The sequence below is a fragment of the uncultured Friedmanniella sp. genome (assembly GCF_964244285.1).
Lineage (GTDB): Bacteria > Actinomycetota > Actinomycetes > Propionibacteriales > Propionibacteriaceae > Microlunatus.
Genome location: NZ_CAXTHT010000004.1, coordinates 59307 through 76107, shown reverse-complemented (window position 1 = coordinate 76107; position 16801 = coordinate 59307). Strand labels below are relative to the sequence as shown.

Here is a 16801-nt window from a genome sequence, read left to right as displayed (position 1 = left end):
CGGCAGGTCAGCCCCGCAGGTCACCGGTCTCGAGGGGCCGTCCGGGTAGGTCGGTGTTTCCGCCGGTGGTCAGGCCGTCGAGGATGACGGCGAGCGCGCGGCTGGTGACGATGTCGTCCGGGTCCTCCGCCCTCGTCGGGGCCGACCGGTAGACCAGCGCGAACAGGTGGGTGACGTCCCCCGGCCCGACGTCGGCGCGCAGGCTGCCCTCCTGCTGGGCCGCGGCGACCAGGCGTTCGACCAGCTCGGTCAGCTCGGCGCGCAGCCGGGCCGTGCCGGCGTCGGCCCGCACGGCCGCGGCGAGTGCCGGGGGCAGGTCCGCCGTCCGGGGGAGGGTCAGCCGCAACTCGTGGGAGAAGCTCATGCTCTGGACCAGCGCACCCCAGGCCCGCGGCTCGTCCTCGGCGGCGGCCCGGATCTTCTGCAGCAGGGCGTCGAGACTGCTCCGCACCACCGCCACCACGAGCGACTCCCGGTCGGCGAAGCGGCGGTAGAGCGTCCCGACCCCCACGCCGGCGCGTCGGGCGATTTCGTCCATGGGCACGTCCGACCCCACGTCGGCGAAGGCCCGGGCTGCCGCGTCCATGATCTGGTCACGGTTGCGGCGAGCGTCGGCCCGGAGGCAGTCCGTCGTCGGTGGTGGCACCGCTCCAGCCTCTCCTTCCGCGGCGGCCTCGCCACCGCACGCTCCCGCGGGGTCGGCGACCCACCATCGATGGTTGATAGCGTAACTATGCTAGTGTAACCGGAGTCCAATCGTCCGCTTCGCTTCCCATTGTCGGGAACCGGTGCGGACGTCGCATGTGGTGACTTCTCGCCGCCTGCTGGACGACTCGTTCGCCCGACCCCGAAGGAACCGATGAGCACCGCCACCCTCGTACCACCGGACGTGGACCAGCACCCGGCCATGAGCCACCGGCAGATCATGGAGGCCCTCTACGGCCTGCTGCTGGGCATGTTCGTGGCCATCCTGTCCTCGACGGTCGTCTCGAACGCCCTGCCGATCATCGTGCCGGACCTCGGTGGCAGCGAGTCGGGCTACACCTGGGTCGTCGTCGCGGCACTGCTGGCCACGACCGTCTCGACCCCCATCTGGGGCAAGCTCGCCGACCTGTTCTCCAAGAAGCTGCTGGTCCAGATCGCCCTGGTGCTCTTCGTGGTGGCCTCGGCGGTGGCCGGGCTCTCGCAGAACATGACCATGCTGATCTCGATGCGCGTCGTCCAGGGCATCGGCGGTGGCGGGCTGACCGCCCTCGCCCAGGTGATCATGGCGACGATGATCGCCCCGCGCGAGCGGGGGAAGTACTCCGGCTACCTCGGCGCGACGTTCGCCCTGGCCACGGTGGGCGGCCCGCTGATCGGCGGCGCCCTGACCGAGCACCTGTCCTGGCACTGGTGCTTCTACGTCGGCGTCCCGTTCGCCGTCCTGGCCTTCATCATGCTGCAGTGGAAGCTGAAGCTGCCGGTGGTCAAGCGCAAGGTGCACATCGACTACCTCGGCTCGATTCTGCTCGCCGCTGGCGTCTCCTCGCTGCTCATCTGGGTCTCCCTCGCCGGCCAGCGGTTCGACTGGTGGTCCTGGCAGACCTGGCTGCTGGTCGGCGGCGGCATCGCGCTGCTGGCGCTCACCGCCCTGGCCGAGCAGATCGCCCCCGAGCCCATCATCCCGCCGCGCTTCTTCCGCAACCGCACGATCCTGCTCTCCGCGCTGGCCGCTCTCTTCGTCGGTGTGGCCCTCTTCGGCTCCACCGTCTTCCTCAGCCAGTACTTCCAGCTGGCCCGCGGCGAGACCCCGACCATGAGCGGGGTCAAGACCATCCCGCTGATCGCCGGCCTGTTCATCGCCACCACCGTCTCCGGCCAGATCATCAGCCGCACCGGCCGGTGGAAGGTCTGGGTACTGATCGGCAGCCTGATCATGACGGCCGGTCTGGGCTTGCTGGCCACCATCGCCTTCGACACCAACTACTGGGTCGTCGCGCCCTACATGTTCCTCGTCGGAGCCGGTGTGGGCATGCTGCTGCAGAACCTGGTGCTCGCCGTGCAGAACATCGTCGCGCCGCAGGACCTGGGTGCAGCCAGCTCGTTCGTCGCCTTCGCCCGCTCCCTCGGTGGGGCGATCGGTGTGTCTGCCCTCGGCGCCCTGCTCTCCCACCGCCTCGTCACCCACCTGGCCGACGGCCTGGCCGCAGCCGGGATCACGTCCGCCGGCGGCGCCCTGAGCGGCGGCAGCGTGCCCAACCTCTCGACCATCCCCGAGCCCGTCCGTGGCATCGTCCAGGCCGCCTACGGCTCCTCGATCGCCGACGTCTTCCTGGTGTCAGCGCCGTTCGCGCTGATCGCGTTCGTGATCACCCTGTTCCTCAAGGAGACCCGGCTGCGGGGCCGCGACCAGGCCGTCGCCGTCGAGCAGCAGACCGACCGCCAGCCGACCGAGCACGCGGGCCGTCGCGCCCAGCCCACGCCGCGGCACGCGGTGCTGGAGGACGCGGCGAGCCAGCCGCAGGACCTCGAGCCGACGAGCGAGCCGGAGCTGGCGGCGACGCCCACCCCAGTCGCTCTCGCCGTCACCGGCGTCGTGCGGCAGAGCGCGACCCGTCCGCTGCCCGGCGCGCAGGTCACCCTGGCCGACCAGTCCGGCCAGCAGGTCGGCCGTACGGTCAGCGACGACGACGGCCGCTACCGGCTGCCGCTGACCCACGGTGGCACCTTCCTGCTCATCGTCGCCGCCGCGCACGTCGCCCCGACGGCCAGCCTGGTCGCGGTGGGTGACCAGCCCGTGAACCGCGACGTCACCCTGGTCGGCCGCTCGGCCATCACCGGCCGGGTGCTGCGTCACGACCCGTACACCGACGGGACGGTCGGCGTGCCGGACGCCCTCGTCACCCTGACCGACGTGACCGGTGAGGTCGTCGGATCCAGCCGCAGCGGGACCGACGGCGGCTACAGCTTCGAGCGGCTCACCGCCGGCAGCTACGTGCTGACGGCCCAGAGCAGCGACCACCGCCCGCTCGCCCGCAGTGTCGACGTCACCGAGTCGGGGGCCGTCGCCTTCGACCTGGCCCTCACGGGCGGCGGCCGGCTCACCGGTACGGTCGTCGCGGCCAGCGACTCCCGCGCCGTCCGGGAGGCCACGGTCACCCTGATCGACAGCGAGGGTCAGGTGGTCGCCGCCACCAGCACCGGCGAGGAGGGCGACTACCTCTTCGACGACCTCGGCGCCGGCCGCTACACCCTGATCGCTGCCGGCTACGCGCCGACCGCGGTGGAGGTCATGGTGGAGGAGGACGCCGTCTCGGCTCTGCAGGTCGAGCTCGGCCTTCCGATGACCATGCCCGAGGCGCCCGCGGCCGTGCTCGCGGATCAGCGGTGAGCGGGCAGCGGCAGACCGGGACGCACGTCGTGACCGGGGCGGACGGGGGAGCACCCGTCAGCACGACCGCCCACGGCCGGGTGCTGACCCCGGAGGGCTGGCCGGTGGCCGGCGCGACCCTGACCGTGCTGGACGGCGAGGGCCGCCAGCGGGCCCGGGCGGTGGCCGGGGACGACGGCCGCTTCATCCTGGAAGGTCTGGGCGCCGGCCCCGGCACCCTGCTCGTCGCCGCGGCCGCGCACGACCCGAAGGCCCTCAGCGTCGTGGTGCCCGCCGCATCGTCCTGGTCGGCCGGCGACCTCCGGTTGACCCGTACCGGTGGCACCGCGGTGCCCGCTCCCGGGACGTACGTGCTCGACACCGCCCACTCGACCATCAGCGCCCGGGCCCACCACCTCGGCCTGGCCACGGTGACCGGCCGGTTCACCGAGTTCGTCGGCGCGATCGCCGTGGACGCCGACGTGACCCGGTCCTCGGTGTCGGTGGACATCGTGGCGTCTTCGATCGAGACCGGCAACGCCCAGCGGGATGCGCACCTGCGCTCGCCGGACTTCCTGGACATCGAACGGCACCCGACGCTGCGGTTCGAGTCCGACCGGGTCGAGCGCGGCGCCGGCGGCTGGCTGCTGCCCGGGCGGCTCACCCTGGTGGGCACGACCCGGCCGGTGGAGCTGCAGCTGAGCTACCTCGGCAGCGGCCCCGACCCGTGGGGCGGGAGCCGCGCGGCGTTCTCCGCCACCACCGAGCTCCGCCGTCAGGACTTCCACCTGAACTGGAACCAGGCCGTCGGCGCGGGGATCGCCGTCTTCGGCACCACGCTCCGGGTGACCATCGACCTCGAGGCTGTCCTGCAGAGCTGAGCGCCGGCGAACGCCGGGCTGGGCTGACCTCAGCAGGCCTCGGCCGCCGCGGCGGGCGCGACGCAGCGGGGAGCGCGGGTCGTGCACCCGGCAGAGCAGCATCACCGTGACGTCGAGGGAGGAGGCGCTGACCCGTCGACGGTGCAGCAGCGCCGACGACGAGCGAAGCGCCGACACCACCGTGGAGACGACGAGACCGGCCAGCACGATCTGGAGCGGCGCCCGCATGGCGCTGCGGTGGCTGGCGATGAGGGCCACAACGCCTTCGATGTAGGCGCGGAGCTGACCCGCGGCGGTGTCCTGGGCCGAGACGGCCCGGCCGACCTCTGTGCCGACGGAACCCACGACGTCGGTCAGCCCGCCTAGCGGGCCTTGCCCCCACCTGGGCCAGGTCTCAGCCGTTGTCCGATAAGCGACATTATGACAATTGGATCGCCGGCGAGGGCCGGAGACGCCGCCCCCCTCTAGGCCGTGAAGTAGGGCTCGGCCGCCTCCAGACGCGGCACCGACACGTCCAGGCGGCGCGCGTCGGCCAGCGTGTCGCGGCAGACTGCGCGCAGCTCCTCGGGGTTGGCGTGCGACTGCATCACGACGCGCATCGGCGGAAAGTGACCGAACAACCAGGCCAGCGCCGGTGCGGTCAGCCAGGCCGGCGCCGTGAACGGCAGCACGTCGCTGCGATGTCGCCGCAGGTCGACTCCTCGTGCCTCGACGAGGTGCAGCAGCTCGCGGGTGGCGAGGATCGCTTCGCGCACGTCGTGCGGTCTGCCCGTCAGCCCGGCGAGCGAGCCCAGCCGCAGGCTCTGCGTGTGCAAGCCTGCGTTGCCCACGAAGTGGATCATCAGCCAGCCACGGAAGTCAGTGGTCTCCCGGATCCTGAACCCGGCCTCGCGGAACACGGTCCGCACCGCGTGCGCGCGGTCCGTCGGTGCTGCACCGAGGGTGCCGAAGAAGACGACCGGGAGCAGGGCGGCTCGCAGCACTCCGTCGTCGGCGAACCCGCCACCGGCGCCGGGGAAGCCCCAGGCCACCTGGCCGGCAGGCAGGGCCTCGACCGCGACTGCTGGCTCGACCAGGAGGTTGTTGAACACGAGCACGGTGGCGCGACCGACACGCGGCGCCAGGAAGGACGCGGCCTCGGCGAAGCTGTAGTGCTGAACGCTCACGATGACCAGGTCGAAGTCGTGGTCCGGCTCCAGCGACTCGCGGTAGCTCACCGGCCACTTCTCGCTGACGCGTCGCCCTCGCAGCCGGCGCCGCGCGTCGAGCAGCTCGAGGTCGATCGCCGTTCCGTACTCCGCCGCTCGACCTGGACGGACGTAGAACTCGACCTCGTGCCCGGCCTTCTCCAGCGCCCATCCGTACGTCACGGCGATCACGCCTCTGCCGAACATCAGGATCTTCACGTCCCCACACCTTCCGGCCCGACAACCCGGGTCGTCTAGAATCGGAGACGACCTCCAGTTCCAAGATATGGAGACAACCTCCACTTGTCAAAGGATGGTGTTGGTTGACCACCCGGAAGCCGCTGCGCGCGGACGCTCAGCGCAACCGTGACGCTCTGCTCGCGAAGGCTCGCGAGCTGTTCGCCGATGGCTGCTTCGACCTGCGGTTCGACGACTTCGCCCGGCTGGCCGGTGTGGGCACAGGCACGCTCTACCGCCACTTCCCCACCCGTGCGGCACTGGCCGAGGCGGTCTACCGCGAAGAAGTCACCGCCCTGTGCAGCCGTGGCCGCGTCCTGCTGGCCACCCTTCCCGCGGCAGAGGCGCTGACGGCCTTCCTCCAGGGCTTCGTCAGCCACCTGCATAGCCATCACGGTCTCGCCAGGACGCTCGGGGCCCTGATGAGCGCACGTCCGGACACCCGTGCCGAGGGCGGCCGGGACCTGGACCAGGTGATCGCCGACCTGCTGGCCGCCGGTGTCGAGGAAGGCACCTTCCGCGACGACGCCAGCGCCGGCGCCGTCCTGATGCTCCTGCAGGGCATCTGCACGGCCTGCGGTGACCCGGGCTCCCAAGGCGACGCCGACAACGCCATCACCCTCGTGCTCGACGGCCTACGCCGAGAGGCGGTCGGCCCACGTGGTACCGCATGACGGTCGGCTGGCGGTGTCGTGTGGAGGCGAGTGAGCGCGATCAGCTCCGGTCGACAGGCTGCTCGTGAACCGCTCGAGTGCCGACGGTGTCAGGAGCCGGGGTGCGCCGCCGACGTCGTCGAGGCTGCGCCCGCAGAGCCACAGCATGACCGGCGGGCGGCCCAGCTAGGTTTCAGCGGTGACGCTCCACGACGCACCGCTGGCTGGTCGGGTCGCGCTGGTGACGGGCGCCAGCCGCCGATCCGCCATCGGGGCGGCGATCGTCCGCCGCCTCGCCGCGGACGGCGCCGCGGTCCTGGTGCACTCCTGGGCGCCGGCTGACGGCGACCGGTCCGACCCCGGCGGCACCGACCAGCTGGTGGAGGAGCTGCGCGCCGCCGGCGGCCGCCTCGTCCACGTCAGCGAGGACCTGGCCCACCCCGACACGCCGGCGCGGCTCGTGGCCGCGGCCCGCGATGCTTTCGGCCGGCTGGACATCGTGATCGCCAACCACGCCCGCAGCATCCGGCAGTCGCTCGAGGAGCTGACGGCCGCGGAGGTCGACCTCACCTACGCCGTCAACACCCGGGCCACGCTGCTGCTGGTGCAGGAGCACGCCGCCCAGTTCGAGGCGGGTCGCGGCGGCCGGGTCATCGTCTTCACCTCCGGCCAGTACCACGGCGTGATGCCCGCCGAGCTGCCCTACATCGCCTCCAAGGCTGCCCTCCGCGAGCTGACGCCCACGCTCGCCGCGCACCTCATCGGTCGCGGCATCACGGTCAACTGCGTCAACCCCGGACCCAACGACACGGGCTACGCCGACGCCGCCGCCTGGGCGCAGGTGGCCGGCCGGAACCCGGGCGGACGGGCGAGCACCCCGCAGGACACCGCCCGCCTCGTCGGCTGGCTGGTCAGCGACGAGGCCGAGTGGGTCACCGGTCAGGTCATCGCCTCCGACGGCGGCTGGTCCACCCTCGGCGCCTGACCGGGCCACCTGGATCTCGTCCGGAAACCGTCATCCTGGCGTCATCTCGACCTGTCATCCTGGTCGGGCGAGCCTCCGGAGCGAGGCCTCCGAACACCCCACGAGGCGATGATGCCCGCCCGACCCTCGTCTGCGTTGGAGATCCCCGTGCTCGACTTCCTGCTCGGCCTCGTCCTCGTCATCGGCCTGCTGCTGGCTGCGGCCGGCACCATCTGGGCCTTCACCTCCGCCGAGGGGCCCGGCTACGCCCTGCTCCGTCGCGGCTCGATCGCCCGCACCGCCCGACGGGAGAGCGCCGACCTGGACCGCAGGTACGAGCAGCTGCTGCGCGGCTGAGCCCTCAGCGGGGTCCGGGTCCGAACCGCAACAGCACCTTCGACGAGCAGGACGCGTCCCTGGCCGTCGCGAACGCGTCGAGGGCGTCGTCCAGGCCGTACTCGTGGGTCACCACCGGACCGACGGCCAGGCTGCCGTCGGCCAGCGCGGCGATGACCTCGTCGATCTCGTCGTTGAAGCGGAAGGCGCCGACCAGCTCGAGCTCCCGCGTGATGGCCAGTGACATCGGCACGGGCTGGTCACCAGTGGGCAGCAGCCCGACCATCACCAGTCGGCCGCCCCGGACGGCCCCGCGGATCGCGCTGCCCAGACCCTGGTGGCTGCCGCTGGACTCGATCACCACGTCCGCCTGCACCGCGGCGACGGCATCGGCCTCGCGAGCGTTCAGCGTTCGGGTCGCGCCCAGCTCCGCGGCCACCCGCAGCGCGTGGTCGTGCAGGTCGACGGCCACGATCTCCGCGGCCCCAGCCCGCTTGAGCACGGCGACGGCCAGGGCGCCGATGGGTCCGGCACCGACCACCAGAGCCGTCCGGCCGGCCACCTCCCCCGCCCGCGAGACTGCGTGCCAGGCCACCGAGGCGGGCTCGACAACGGCGGCGGTCCGCAGGTCGAGCCCGGCCGGCAGCGGTCGCAGCATCCGGCTGGGCAGGGTCGAGTAGCGGGCGAAGGCGCCGTTGGTGTGGGGGTAGCGGGCGGCGCTGCCCAGGTAGGTGCAGCCCGGCGACAGGTTGGGGCGGTCCGGCGGGTAGCGGGTGACCCCGTCCGCGGCCGGGGACGCCGGATGCACCGCCACCGGAGTGCCGACCGTCGGGCCGGAGCCGTCGGCGGCGGCTTGGGCCACCGTTCCGACGACCTCATGCCCCAGCACCATCGGTGCCCGCAGGATCGACTCCCCCGCCGCGCCGTGGGTCCAGTAGTGCAGGTCGGAGCCGCAGATGCCGCCGTACGCGACCTCGACCACCGCATCCTGCGGTCCCGGCGGGACCAGCGGTCGGTCGTCGATCCTCAGGTCGCCGCGCGCGTGCACCACCACGGCGGGCGAGCTGCTCGGCAGGGTGGTGGCGGGCAGCGTGGTGGGGGGCGGGGCGCTCATCAGACCACCGCCGTCATGCCGCCGTCGACGTAGACGACCTGACCGTTGACGTAGTCCGACGCCGAGGAGGCCAGGAACACCAGGGCGCCCACCAGCTCCTCCACCCGGCCCCAGCGACCGGCGGGCGTCCGCTGGGCGACCCAGGCGCTGAAGGTCTCGTCCTCGACCAGGGCTGCGGTGAGCTCGGTGGCGAAGTAGCCGGGCGCCAGGGCGTTGGCCTGGATCCCGTGGGGCCCGAGGTCGGCGCACATGCCCTGGGTGAGCATCACGATGCCGCCCTTGGTCGCGCTGTAGGGCGTGATGCCGGGCCGGGCCAGCCGGCTCTGCACCGATCCGACGTTGATGATCTTGCCGCTCCCCCGCCCAACCATCCCGCGGGCCACGCGCTGGCCGACCAGGAACGCACTCGTCAGGTTGGTCGCCACCAGGTCGTGCCAGTGCTCGACGGGAAAGTCCAGGAACGCCGCCCGCCGCTGGATGCCGGCGTTGTTGACGGCGATGTCGGGCGGGCCCCACGCCTCCTCCACCCGGCCCACCCCGGCGTCCACGGCGGTCGGGTCGGTCACGTCGAAGGTCTCGACCAGCACCTCACCGCCGGTCCGCTCGCGCAGCCCGGCCGCCGCCACCTCGGCTGCGGCAGCGTCGCGACCGTGGACGACGACGCGGGCACCGGCCTCGAGCAGCCCCTGGGCCAGGGCGTACCCGATGCCGCGGCTGGAGCCGGTGACCAGGGCGGTCCGTCCGGTCAGGTCGAAGAGGTTCACCAGCGCACGGTATCGGCCCACGCCGGCCGGTCCTCCGCCGCACGCCTGGGCCGGTGCGGGTCAGGAGGGCTACCGTGAGACAGCACCGACGGCGGTGCCCAGGTGCCGCCAGCCATCGAGAAGGGGCCGCAGATGATCCTGGTCACGGGAGCCACGGGGAACGTGGGCCGGCAGATCGTCGAGCAGCTGGTCTCCGCGGGCGCGCCCGTCCGGGCCGTCAGCCGCCGCCCGGAGCAGACGGCCTGGCCAGACGGGGTCGAGGCCGTCGCCGGGGACCTGACGGCTGGTCTGTCGGCGGAGGTGTTCCGCGACGTCACCGCCATGCACCTCTTCCCCGTGCCCGACCGGGTGGCCGGCGTCGTCGCGGGCGCCGAGGCGGCGGGCGTACGGCACGTCACGGTGCTGTCCTCGCTGGCGGCGGACAGCGACGAGCACGGGCCGTTGAGCCGGCGCCACCTCGACGTCGAGCAGGCCGTGGCGGCGTCCACGATGACCTGGACCTTCGTGCGGCCCGGCATGTTCATGACCAACACCCGGCAGTGGGCACCCCTGATCCGGGCCGAGGGCGTGGTCCGGCAGCCCTACCCGGACTCGGTGACGGCGCCGATCCACGAGGACGACATCGCCGCCGTGACGGTCGCCGCCCTGCTCGACCCCGGGCGGCACGCCGGCCGTGCCTACGAGCTGTCCGGGCCGGACCCGCTCAGCCAGGTCGACCGGATGGCCGTCATCTCCCGCGCCATCGGCCGCGAGCTGAGGTTCGACGAGCTGACCCGCGAGCAGGCCCGGACCGACCTGCTGCGCAGTCCCTGGATGAGCGAAGGCCTGGCTGACGCGCTGCTGAGCCTGATGGCCGCGACGGTCGGGGCCCGCGACGGCCTAGTGCTGCCCGCGGTCGAGGACGTGACCGGCCGCTCCCCCCGTACCTTCGCGAGCTGGGTCGAGCAGCACCGCCAGGAGTTCGTCGGCGCCTGAGACGTCGGGTCCAGATCAGTCCCGGCGCGGCCGGCGCAGCTCGAAGGACTCGAAGGCCGACAGCGCGCCGCCCAGGCCGGTGACGTCGTAGTAGGTGACCGTCATCGTGGTGTGGCCGCCGCGGTGGCCGGGGTCGACCGTGAAGGCCGCAAAGCCGTAGGCGTTGGCGGCGTTGCGGACCGCCGACCAGGGGGCTGGTTCCTGGACGTAGACCGGGGGCCGCTTGCCCGTGGTCGGGTCGGGCGGGCCCACGGCGGTGATCACGCGGCAGGCCGGTGGGGTGAAGAAGAGCTGGTTGGAGGGGGCCGACGTCCCGCCCCCGCCGATGATCATGTGCACGGTCCCGCGTGTGGTGTCGATCACCTCGGTGCCGGTCGCGGCCGGCCGCGGGGTCAGCGTCGGGTTGTCCTCGTGGCCGCGGAGCGGGTGCGAGCGCTCGTAGTGGTGCTCGTGGCCGCACACCACCAGGTCGACGCCGTAGCGGTCGAACAGCGGCAGCCACTCCTGCCGGATGCCGAGGTCGGCGCCGTTGAACTTGTCGGCGGTGCTGATGGCGACCTGGTGCATGCAGACCACCACCCAGTCGATCCGCCGGTCCTCGCGGGCCGTCCGCAGCTCATTCTCCAGCCAGGCACGCTGCGCGCCGCCGGAGTAGCCGCGGACGTAGGAGTTCCCGCCGTCCTGGTAGGTGACGTCGTCGTTGGCCAGCGAGATGACGCGGACGGCGCCGACGGTGAAGGAGTACCAGAGCCCGGCCGTGGTCTCGGTCTGGCCCGGAGCCGGCGGCACCTCGAAGTAGGTCTGGTAGGCGGCGTAGCCGATCGGCCCGTTGCCCAGCTCGTTCTCGTGGTTGCCGGCGGACGGCATCCAGGGCCGGTGCCGGGCGCTGCGGCTGTTGTTGGTCCAGAAGTCCCACCAGGTCCGCACCCGGTCCTCGGCCAGGTTGGCGTAGCAGAGGTCACCGTTGAAGAGGTGGAACAGCGGCTGCACCCGCTCGACCCCGGCGGTGGTGTCCCCCGCGGCCGGCGACCCGAGGTTGTCGTTCACCCAGGGCGGGCTGGCCAGCTCGACGCCGGCCGGCGGCACGTACTTCTTCCCGACAGTCGGAGTGCCCTGGTCGCCGAAGCTGGTGAAGGTGAACCCGGCCGTGCGGCCGCGCGGTGCCGTCCGCAGGGACCCCGCCTCCGCCTGGGCGCCGTCGTGCACGGCGAGGAAGAGGTAGTCCGAGGCCTCGGACAGGCCCCGCAGCCGGGCGTGGTGGGCATGGACCTGCTGCCCTGACTTGGCGTCGGTGTAGGTGCGGGTCACCGCCGCCACGCTGCGCCGGTAGCCGCGCTCGGTCCCCAGCAGCACCCGGGCGCGGGTCACCGGCTGCAGCGTGTGCCAGGAGACCACGGCCTCGGCGGAGGCGTCGGCGCCGAACTGCAGGTGCAGGCCGTCCACGGGCGGCGCGGCCGCGGCCGCGTGGCCCGGGTGGGGCCTGGTCCGGACCTCCGCCTGTGCCGGATGGGCGCCGACGGTGACGGCAGCGACGCCGGCGGCGCCGGAGGCCAGCAGCGTCCGCCGCCTGAGGTGGGACTCGAAAAGGGTGGTGTCGCTTTCGCTCATGCGGCCCACTCGACCACCCGGCCGGGCGGCCCGACACCGCCTGGCCGTGAACAGCTGGTGAATGCCTCCCGACGCGAGCCTGGTGGTTCTCTCCGACCCTGCCGGGCGTCCTCGTCGCGAGCCTGAGAGCGTGAGGTGTGGTCGCCGCCGAACGGGTGGCCGCAGTCGATGAGCACGAGGAGGTTCCGATGACCGACGCAGAGACGCCCCGCGACCCGCGGGCGATGGATGACGACGAGCTGGCCGAGGTGCCCGTACCACCGCCCCCGGCCGACCCGTCGCTGGGTTCGGAGGCCGTCGCCGAGGACGAGTACGCCGAGGGCACCACGAACGATCCCGACGGTGCGCACCGTGACGAACCGGCCGGCGAGGACTACGCCGGCAGCGGCTTCTGAGCTGTCTCCGGGCCGTCGCGGGAGGATCGGGTAGACGTGGACCGGGTAGTCGCGGCTCACGTCAACCCAAAGACCCGCGAGAGGACCGTCAATGACCACGAAGGACACCCTGGGCAGCGTCGCCGGCGTTCTCGGCACCGCCGTCGTCGGCTCGGTGGCGAGCCGCGACGTCCGCAGCCCGTGGTACCTCGCCCTGCGCAGACCGGCGATCCAGCCGCCCGGACCGGTCTTCGGGATCGTCTGGTCGGTCCTGTACACCGACATCGCGGCCACGTCCGCCGTGGTCCTGGACCGGCTGGGGCGCACCGACCCGGCCGCCGCGGACGCCTACCGCCGGGCTCTCGCGGTGAACCTGGTCCTCAACGCCTCGTGGAGCTGGGTGTTCTTCAAGGGCCACCAGCTGGTGCCGGCCGTGGCGGTGGCCGGGGTGCTGGCGGCCAGCAGCGTCGACCTGGCCCGCCGGGCCTCGGCCGCGACCCCTGCCGCCGCCGGCTCGCTGTCGGTCTACGCCGCCTGGTGCAGTTTCGCCACCGTCCTCAGCGCCGCGATCTGGCGCCGCAACCGCTGACCCCCGTCCGAGTGTCCGCGGCTCATGGCAGCATCGAGGGGGTGAGCAGCCCCGACGCCGTGTCCGCCCCCGTGCAGGCTCCTGCGCCGCGGGACGCGAGCGCCCGGCTGGCGGACACCAGGGCGATGCTGGCCACCCCGGCCGTCGACGTCTGGGTGGCCACCGCCTCGGCGACCGGGGCGCCGCACCTGGTCCCGCTGTCGCTGGCCTGGGTGGACGGTCGAGCGGTCGTGGCGGTCGAGCGCACCTCACTGACCGCCCGCAACCTCATCACCACGGGCCGCGCCCGCCTGGGCGTCGGCCCGACCCGCGACGTGGTGCTGCTCGACGCTCACCTGGACCGGACGGTGCCGGTCGCCGACGACGTCGCGCTGGGCGAGGCCTACGCGCAGCAGGCCGACTGGGACCCGCGCTCGAGCCCCGGCCACCTCTTCCTGGTGCTGCGTCCCGTCCGCGTCCAGGCCTGGCGCGAGGCGAACGAGATCACGGGCCGGACGCTGATGCGCGACGGCCGCTGGCTGGACGAGAAGGAGACCCGATGACGACCGCTGAGCCCGAGACCGTCGGCGGCTCCCACGCTGACCACCACGACCTGATCCGGGTGCTGGGTGCCCGGGTGAACAACCTGAAGGACGTCAGCCTCGAGATCCCCAAACGCCGGCTGACCGCGTTCACTGGCGTCTCCGGTTCGGGCAAGAGCTCGCTGGTCTTCGGCACCATCGCGGCGGAGTCGCAGCGCCTGATCAACGAGACCTACAGCGCCTTCGTCCAGGGCTTCATGCCCACCCAGGCCCGGCCCGAGGTCGACGTGCTGGAAGGCCTGACGACGGCCATCATCGTGGACCAGCAGCGGATGGGCTCCGACCCGCGCTCGACCGTGGGCACCGCCACCGACACCGGGGCGATGCTCCGGATCCTGTTCAGTCGGCTCGGCCAGCCACACCTCGGCTCACCGCAGGCGTTCTCGTTCAACGTGGCCTCGGTCAGCGGCGCCGGCGCGGTCCGGATGCAGCGGGCCGGCCGGACCGTCAAGGAGCGGCGCAGCTTCCAGGTCATCGGCGGCATGTGCCCGCGGTGCGAGGGGCGGGGCTCGGTCAGCGACATCGACCTGACCGCCCTGTACGACGAGAGCCTGTCCCTGAACGAAGGCGCGCTGACCATCCCCGGCTACAGCATGGAGGGCTGGTACGGCCGGATCTACCGCGGCTCCGGCTTCTTCGACCCGGACCTGCCGATCGGGAAGTACAGCAAGCGGCAGCTGGACGACCTGCTGTACCGGGAGCCGACCAAGATCAAGGTCGAGGGCATCAACCTGACGTACGAGGGCCTGGTCCCCAAGCTCAACGCGTCGATGCTCAGCAAGGACGTAGACGCGCTGCAGCCGCACATCCGGGCCTTCGTCGAACGGGCGGTGACGTTCACCGTCTGCCCCGACTGCGGCGGCACGCGGCTGAACGAGGGCGCGCGCTCCTCCCGGATCGACGGCCTCAACATCGCCGAGGCCTCCGCGATGCAGATCAGCGACCTCGCCGGCTGGGTCCGTGGACTGGCCGAGCCGTCGGTCGCTCCCCTGCTGACCGCGCTGGCCGCGACCCTCGACTCGTTCGTGGAGATCGGGCTGGGCTACCTGTCGCTGGAGCGGCCCTCCGGCACGCTGTCGGGCGGCGAGGCCCAGCGCACCAAGATGATCCGCCAGCTGGGCTCGTCGCTGACCGACGTCACCTACGTCTTCGATGAGCCGACGGTCGGGCTGCACCCCCACGACATCCAGCGGATGAACGCGCTGCTGCTGCGGCTCCGCGACAAGGGCAACACCGTGCTGGTCGTCGAGCACAAGCCCGAGACGATCGAGATCGCCGACCACGTCGTCGACCTGGGCCCCGGAGCGGGTGCGGGCGGCGGCACCGTCTGCTTCGAGGGCACCGTTGGCGGGCTCCGCCGCAGTGGCACGGTGACCGGCCGGCACCTGGGCGACCGGGCGTCGCTGAAGCCGGCCGTCCGGACGCCGAAGGCGGTACTGGAGGTCCGGGGCGCGAGCACCCACAACCTCGTCGACGTCGACGTCGACATCCCGCTCGGCGTCCTGGTGGTGCTCACCGGCGTCGCCGGCTCGGGCAAGAGCTCGCTGGTCAGCGGGTCCGTCGCCGGCCGCGACGGGGTCGTCTCGGTCGACCAGGCGCCGATCAAGGGCTCGCGGCGCAGCAACCCGGCCACCTACACCGGCCTGCTGGAGCCGATCCGCAAGGCGTTCGCCAAGGCCAACGGGGTCAAGCCGGCGCTGTTCAGCGCCAACTCCGAAGGCGCCTGCCCCCACTGCCACGGAGCCGGGGTGATCTACACCGACCTGGGCATGATGGCAGGGGTCGCCGTCACCTGCGAGGTGTGCGAGGGCCTCCGGTTCCAGGCCGAGGTCCTCGACCACACCTTCGGTGGCCGCAACATCGCCGAGGTGCTGGCGATGTCGGTCGACCAGGCCGCCGAGCTGTTCGGCTCCGGTGAGGCGAAGCTGCCGGCCGCCTCGGCGGTCCTGGAGCGGCTCGCCGACGTCGGGCTCGGCTACCTCAGCCTGGGCCAGCCCCTCACGACGCTCTCCGGCGGCGAGCGGCAGCGGCTCAAGCTGGCCACCCATCTCGGGGAGAGGGGCGTGGTCCTCGTCCTCGACGAGCCGACCGCCGGCCTGCACCTCGCCGACGTGGAGCAGCTGCTGAGCCTGCTCGACTCACTCGTCGACACGGGCCTCTCGGTGGTCGTGGTCGAGCACCACCAGGCCGTCATGGCGCACGCCGACTGGATCATCGACCTCGGGCCCGGTGCCGGCCACGACGGCGGCCGGATCGTCTTCGAGGGGACGCCGGCCTCGCTGGTGGCCGCCCGCTCGACGCTGACCGGGGAGCACCTGGCGGACTACGTCGGCGGCTGAGGGTCGGCTGCCCCTGGCCGCCGAGACCACCGCCCTGCGGGTGTAGCCAGACCCCGCACCAGGGTGTCAGGCTGGTCCTGACGGGCGCGCCGCGGTCGCCAGCCAGCACCGAGGGAGCACCCGATGGCAGACGAGAAGCAGATCACGGTCGAGGAGAACGGCGAGGTGCTGGCTCGAGCCTCCGTCTCGGTGTCGGAAGAGACCCACGACGCCCGGGCGCAGGTCCACGTGGCACCGGGTCACCTTCCGGCCGGCACCCGGCAGAAGATGGCTGACGCGGTGCACGATGCCGTCTCCGAGGACGACGGCCGGCACCTCACCGCGAGCGTCCCGCTAGGTGACGCCGAGCTCGTCCGGGGTCTGGGTGAGCGGATGCAGGACGTCTCGCTGCGTGCCGCCGGCGCCACCAGCATCATCGAGGGGCAGATCCGGCCCACCTGAGCCTGGCCCGCGCACCAACCGCGCGCGTCAGCAGCCTCAACGACGCCCGGAACCTGCTGCCGCGCGCAGTGGAGGGCCGGGCTCGGCGCTCGGCCGGCGCCCCAGAGCGAGGGCCAGAGCGGCGGCGGCGAGGGCCGGCACCAGCAGCAGACCGATGCTGAGCAGTCCGGCCAGCGTGCAGCAGGCCCCGAGGACCAGCCCGAGGAGCAGCCAGACGCGCGGCGCCTGCCGGACGGCGGCAACGGCCCACGCGAGGACGGCGAGGACGGTCAGCGCGAGGAACCACTGCGCCGGCTGGCTGCCCTGGCCGCGGACCACCGCGACGTAGACCAGCAGGAAGCCGACACCCCAGAGGGCAGCGGCCGTAGCCAGGACGCGCGGGATCATGGGCCGATCATGCTCCCGT

At 72.7% G+C, this 16801-nt stretch carries 17 protein-coding genes; 11 read left to right on the top strand and 6 right to left on the bottom strand.

Annotation, left to right across the window (positions count from 1 at the left end; genetic code table 11):
- Window positions 1–7: 7 nt before the first annotated feature.
- A complete protein-coding gene (locus ACFE7W_RS11610; RefSeq protein WP_375424949.1) occupies window positions 8–646 on the bottom strand; it encodes a TetR/AcrR family transcriptional regulator in 639 nt (212 codons plus the stop codon).
- A gap of 213 nt (window positions 647–859) precedes the next feature.
- Here ACFE7W_RS11610 and ACFE7W_RS11605 point away from each other — a divergent pair, with 213 nt between their 5' ends.
- Together ACFE7W_RS11605 and ACFE7W_RS11600 are read left to right on the top strand one after the other, a co-directional pair.
- Window positions 860–3373: an MFS transporter gene (locus ACFE7W_RS11605; RefSeq protein WP_375424948.1), complete on the top strand. Its 2514-nt coding sequence runs from the start codon at window positions 860–862 to the stop codon at window positions 3371–3373.
- On the top strand, window positions 3370–4233 hold the full coding sequence (locus tag ACFE7W_RS11600; RefSeq protein WP_375424947.1) for a YceI family protein: 864 nt from the start codon (window positions 3370–3372) through the stop codon (window positions 4231–4233). The genes ACFE7W_RS11605 and ACFE7W_RS11600 overlap by 4 nt, the downstream gene beginning before the upstream one ends.
- Before the next feature lie 464 nt (window positions 4234–4697).
- Here ACFE7W_RS11600 and ACFE7W_RS11595 read toward each other — a convergent pair whose 3' ends face one another.
- Window positions 4698–5639 carry a ketopantoate reductase family protein gene (locus ACFE7W_RS11595; protein ID WP_375424946.1) on the bottom strand — a complete coding sequence of 314 codons (942 nt, stop codon included), beginning with the start codon at window positions 5637–5639 and terminating at the stop codon, window positions 4698–4700.
- 104 nt (window positions 5640–5743) lie between these two features.
- On the opposite strand from ACFE7W_RS11595, the gene ACFE7W_RS11590 reads away from it, so the two are divergent.
- The 3 genes from ACFE7W_RS11590 to ACFE7W_RS11580 all read left to right on the top strand — a co-directional run bounded on the left by ACFE7W_RS11590 (window position 5744) and on the right by ACFE7W_RS11580 (window position 7631).
- Window positions 5744–6331 (top strand): TetR/AcrR family transcriptional regulator, encoded by a 588-nt coding sequence (locus tag ACFE7W_RS11590; protein WP_375424945.1) that lies wholly within the window; start codon window positions 5744–5746, stop codon window positions 6329–6331.
- A 178-nt stretch (window positions 6332–6509) separates the two neighbouring features.
- Window positions 6510–7295 carry an SDR family oxidoreductase gene (locus tag ACFE7W_RS11585; RefSeq protein ID WP_375424944.1) on the top strand — a complete coding sequence of 262 codons (786 nt, stop codon included), beginning with the start codon at window positions 6510–6512 and terminating at the stop codon, window positions 7293–7295.
- 111 nt (window positions 7296–7406) lie between these two features.
- Window positions 7407–7631 carry a hypothetical protein gene (locus tag ACFE7W_RS11580; protein WP_375424943.1) on the top strand — a complete coding sequence of 75 codons (225 nt, stop codon included), beginning with the start codon at window positions 7407–7409 and terminating at the stop codon, window positions 7629–7631.
- A gap of 4 nt (window positions 7632–7635) precedes the next feature.
- On the opposite strand, the gene ACFE7W_RS11575 is transcribed toward ACFE7W_RS11580, so the two are convergent.
- Entirely contained in the window at window positions 7636–8724 is a 1089-nt protein-coding gene (locus ACFE7W_RS11575) for an L-idonate 5-dehydrogenase (protein WP_375424942.1), read from the bottom strand.
- Window positions 8724–9488: an SDR family oxidoreductase gene (locus ACFE7W_RS11570; RefSeq protein WP_375424941.1), complete on the bottom strand. Its 765-nt coding sequence runs from the start codon at window positions 9486–9488 to the stop codon at window positions 8724–8726. Before ACFE7W_RS11570 ends, ACFE7W_RS11575 begins: the two co-directional genes overlap by 1 nt.
- A 132-nt stretch (window positions 9489–9620) precedes the next feature.
- Here ACFE7W_RS11570 and ACFE7W_RS11565 point away from each other — a divergent pair, with 132 nt between their 5' ends.
- A complete protein-coding gene (locus ACFE7W_RS11565; RefSeq protein ID WP_375424940.1) occupies window positions 9621–10463 on the top strand; it encodes an NAD(P)H-binding protein in 843 nt (280 codons plus the stop codon).
- A 15-nt stretch (window positions 10464–10478) separates the two neighbouring features.
- On the opposite strand, the gene ACFE7W_RS11560 is transcribed toward ACFE7W_RS11565, so the two are convergent.
- Window positions 10479–12071 carry a metallophosphoesterase gene (locus ACFE7W_RS11560; protein WP_375424939.1) on the bottom strand — a complete coding sequence of 531 codons (1593 nt, stop codon included), beginning with the start codon at window positions 12069–12071 and terminating at the stop codon, window positions 10479–10481.
- Window positions 12072–12259: 188 nt separating this feature from the next.
- On the opposite strand from ACFE7W_RS11560, the gene ACFE7W_RS11555 reads away from it, so the two are divergent.
- From ACFE7W_RS11555 to ACFE7W_RS11535, 5 genes are all read left to right on the top strand, one after another.
- Window positions 12260–12466, top strand: a complete 207-nt coding sequence (locus ACFE7W_RS11555; protein WP_375424938.1) for a hypothetical protein — start codon at window positions 12260–12262, stop codon at window positions 12464–12466.
- A 91-nt stretch (window positions 12467–12557) separates the two neighbouring features.
- Window positions 12558–13034 carry a TspO/MBR family protein gene (locus ACFE7W_RS11550; protein WP_375424937.1) on the top strand — a complete coding sequence of 159 codons (477 nt, stop codon included), beginning with the start codon at window positions 12558–12560 and terminating at the stop codon, window positions 13032–13034.
- Window positions 13035–13075: 41 nt separating this feature from the next.
- On the top strand, window positions 13076–13576 hold the full coding sequence (locus ACFE7W_RS11545; RefSeq protein WP_375424936.1) for a pyridoxamine 5'-phosphate oxidase family protein: 501 nt from the start codon (window positions 13076–13078) through the stop codon (window positions 13574–13576).
- Window positions 13573–15954, top strand: coding sequence for an ATP-binding cassette domain-containing protein (locus ACFE7W_RS11540; protein ID WP_375424935.1), 2382 nt, complete (start codon window positions 13573–13575; stop codon window positions 15952–15954). Before ACFE7W_RS11545 ends, ACFE7W_RS11540 begins: the two co-directional genes overlap by 4 nt.
- Before the next feature lie 123 nt (window positions 15955–16077).
- On the top strand, window positions 16078–16395 hold the full coding sequence (locus tag ACFE7W_RS11535; RefSeq protein WP_375424934.1) for a hypothetical protein: 318 nt from the start codon (window positions 16078–16080) through the stop codon (window positions 16393–16395).
- Between the two features lie 36 nt (window positions 16396–16431).
- Here ACFE7W_RS11535 and ACFE7W_RS11530 read toward each other — a convergent pair whose 3' ends face one another.
- Entirely contained in the window at window positions 16432–16782 is a 351-nt protein-coding gene (locus tag ACFE7W_RS11530) for a hypothetical protein (RefSeq protein WP_375424933.1), read from the bottom strand.
- Window positions 16783–16801: the final 19 nt, after the last annotated feature.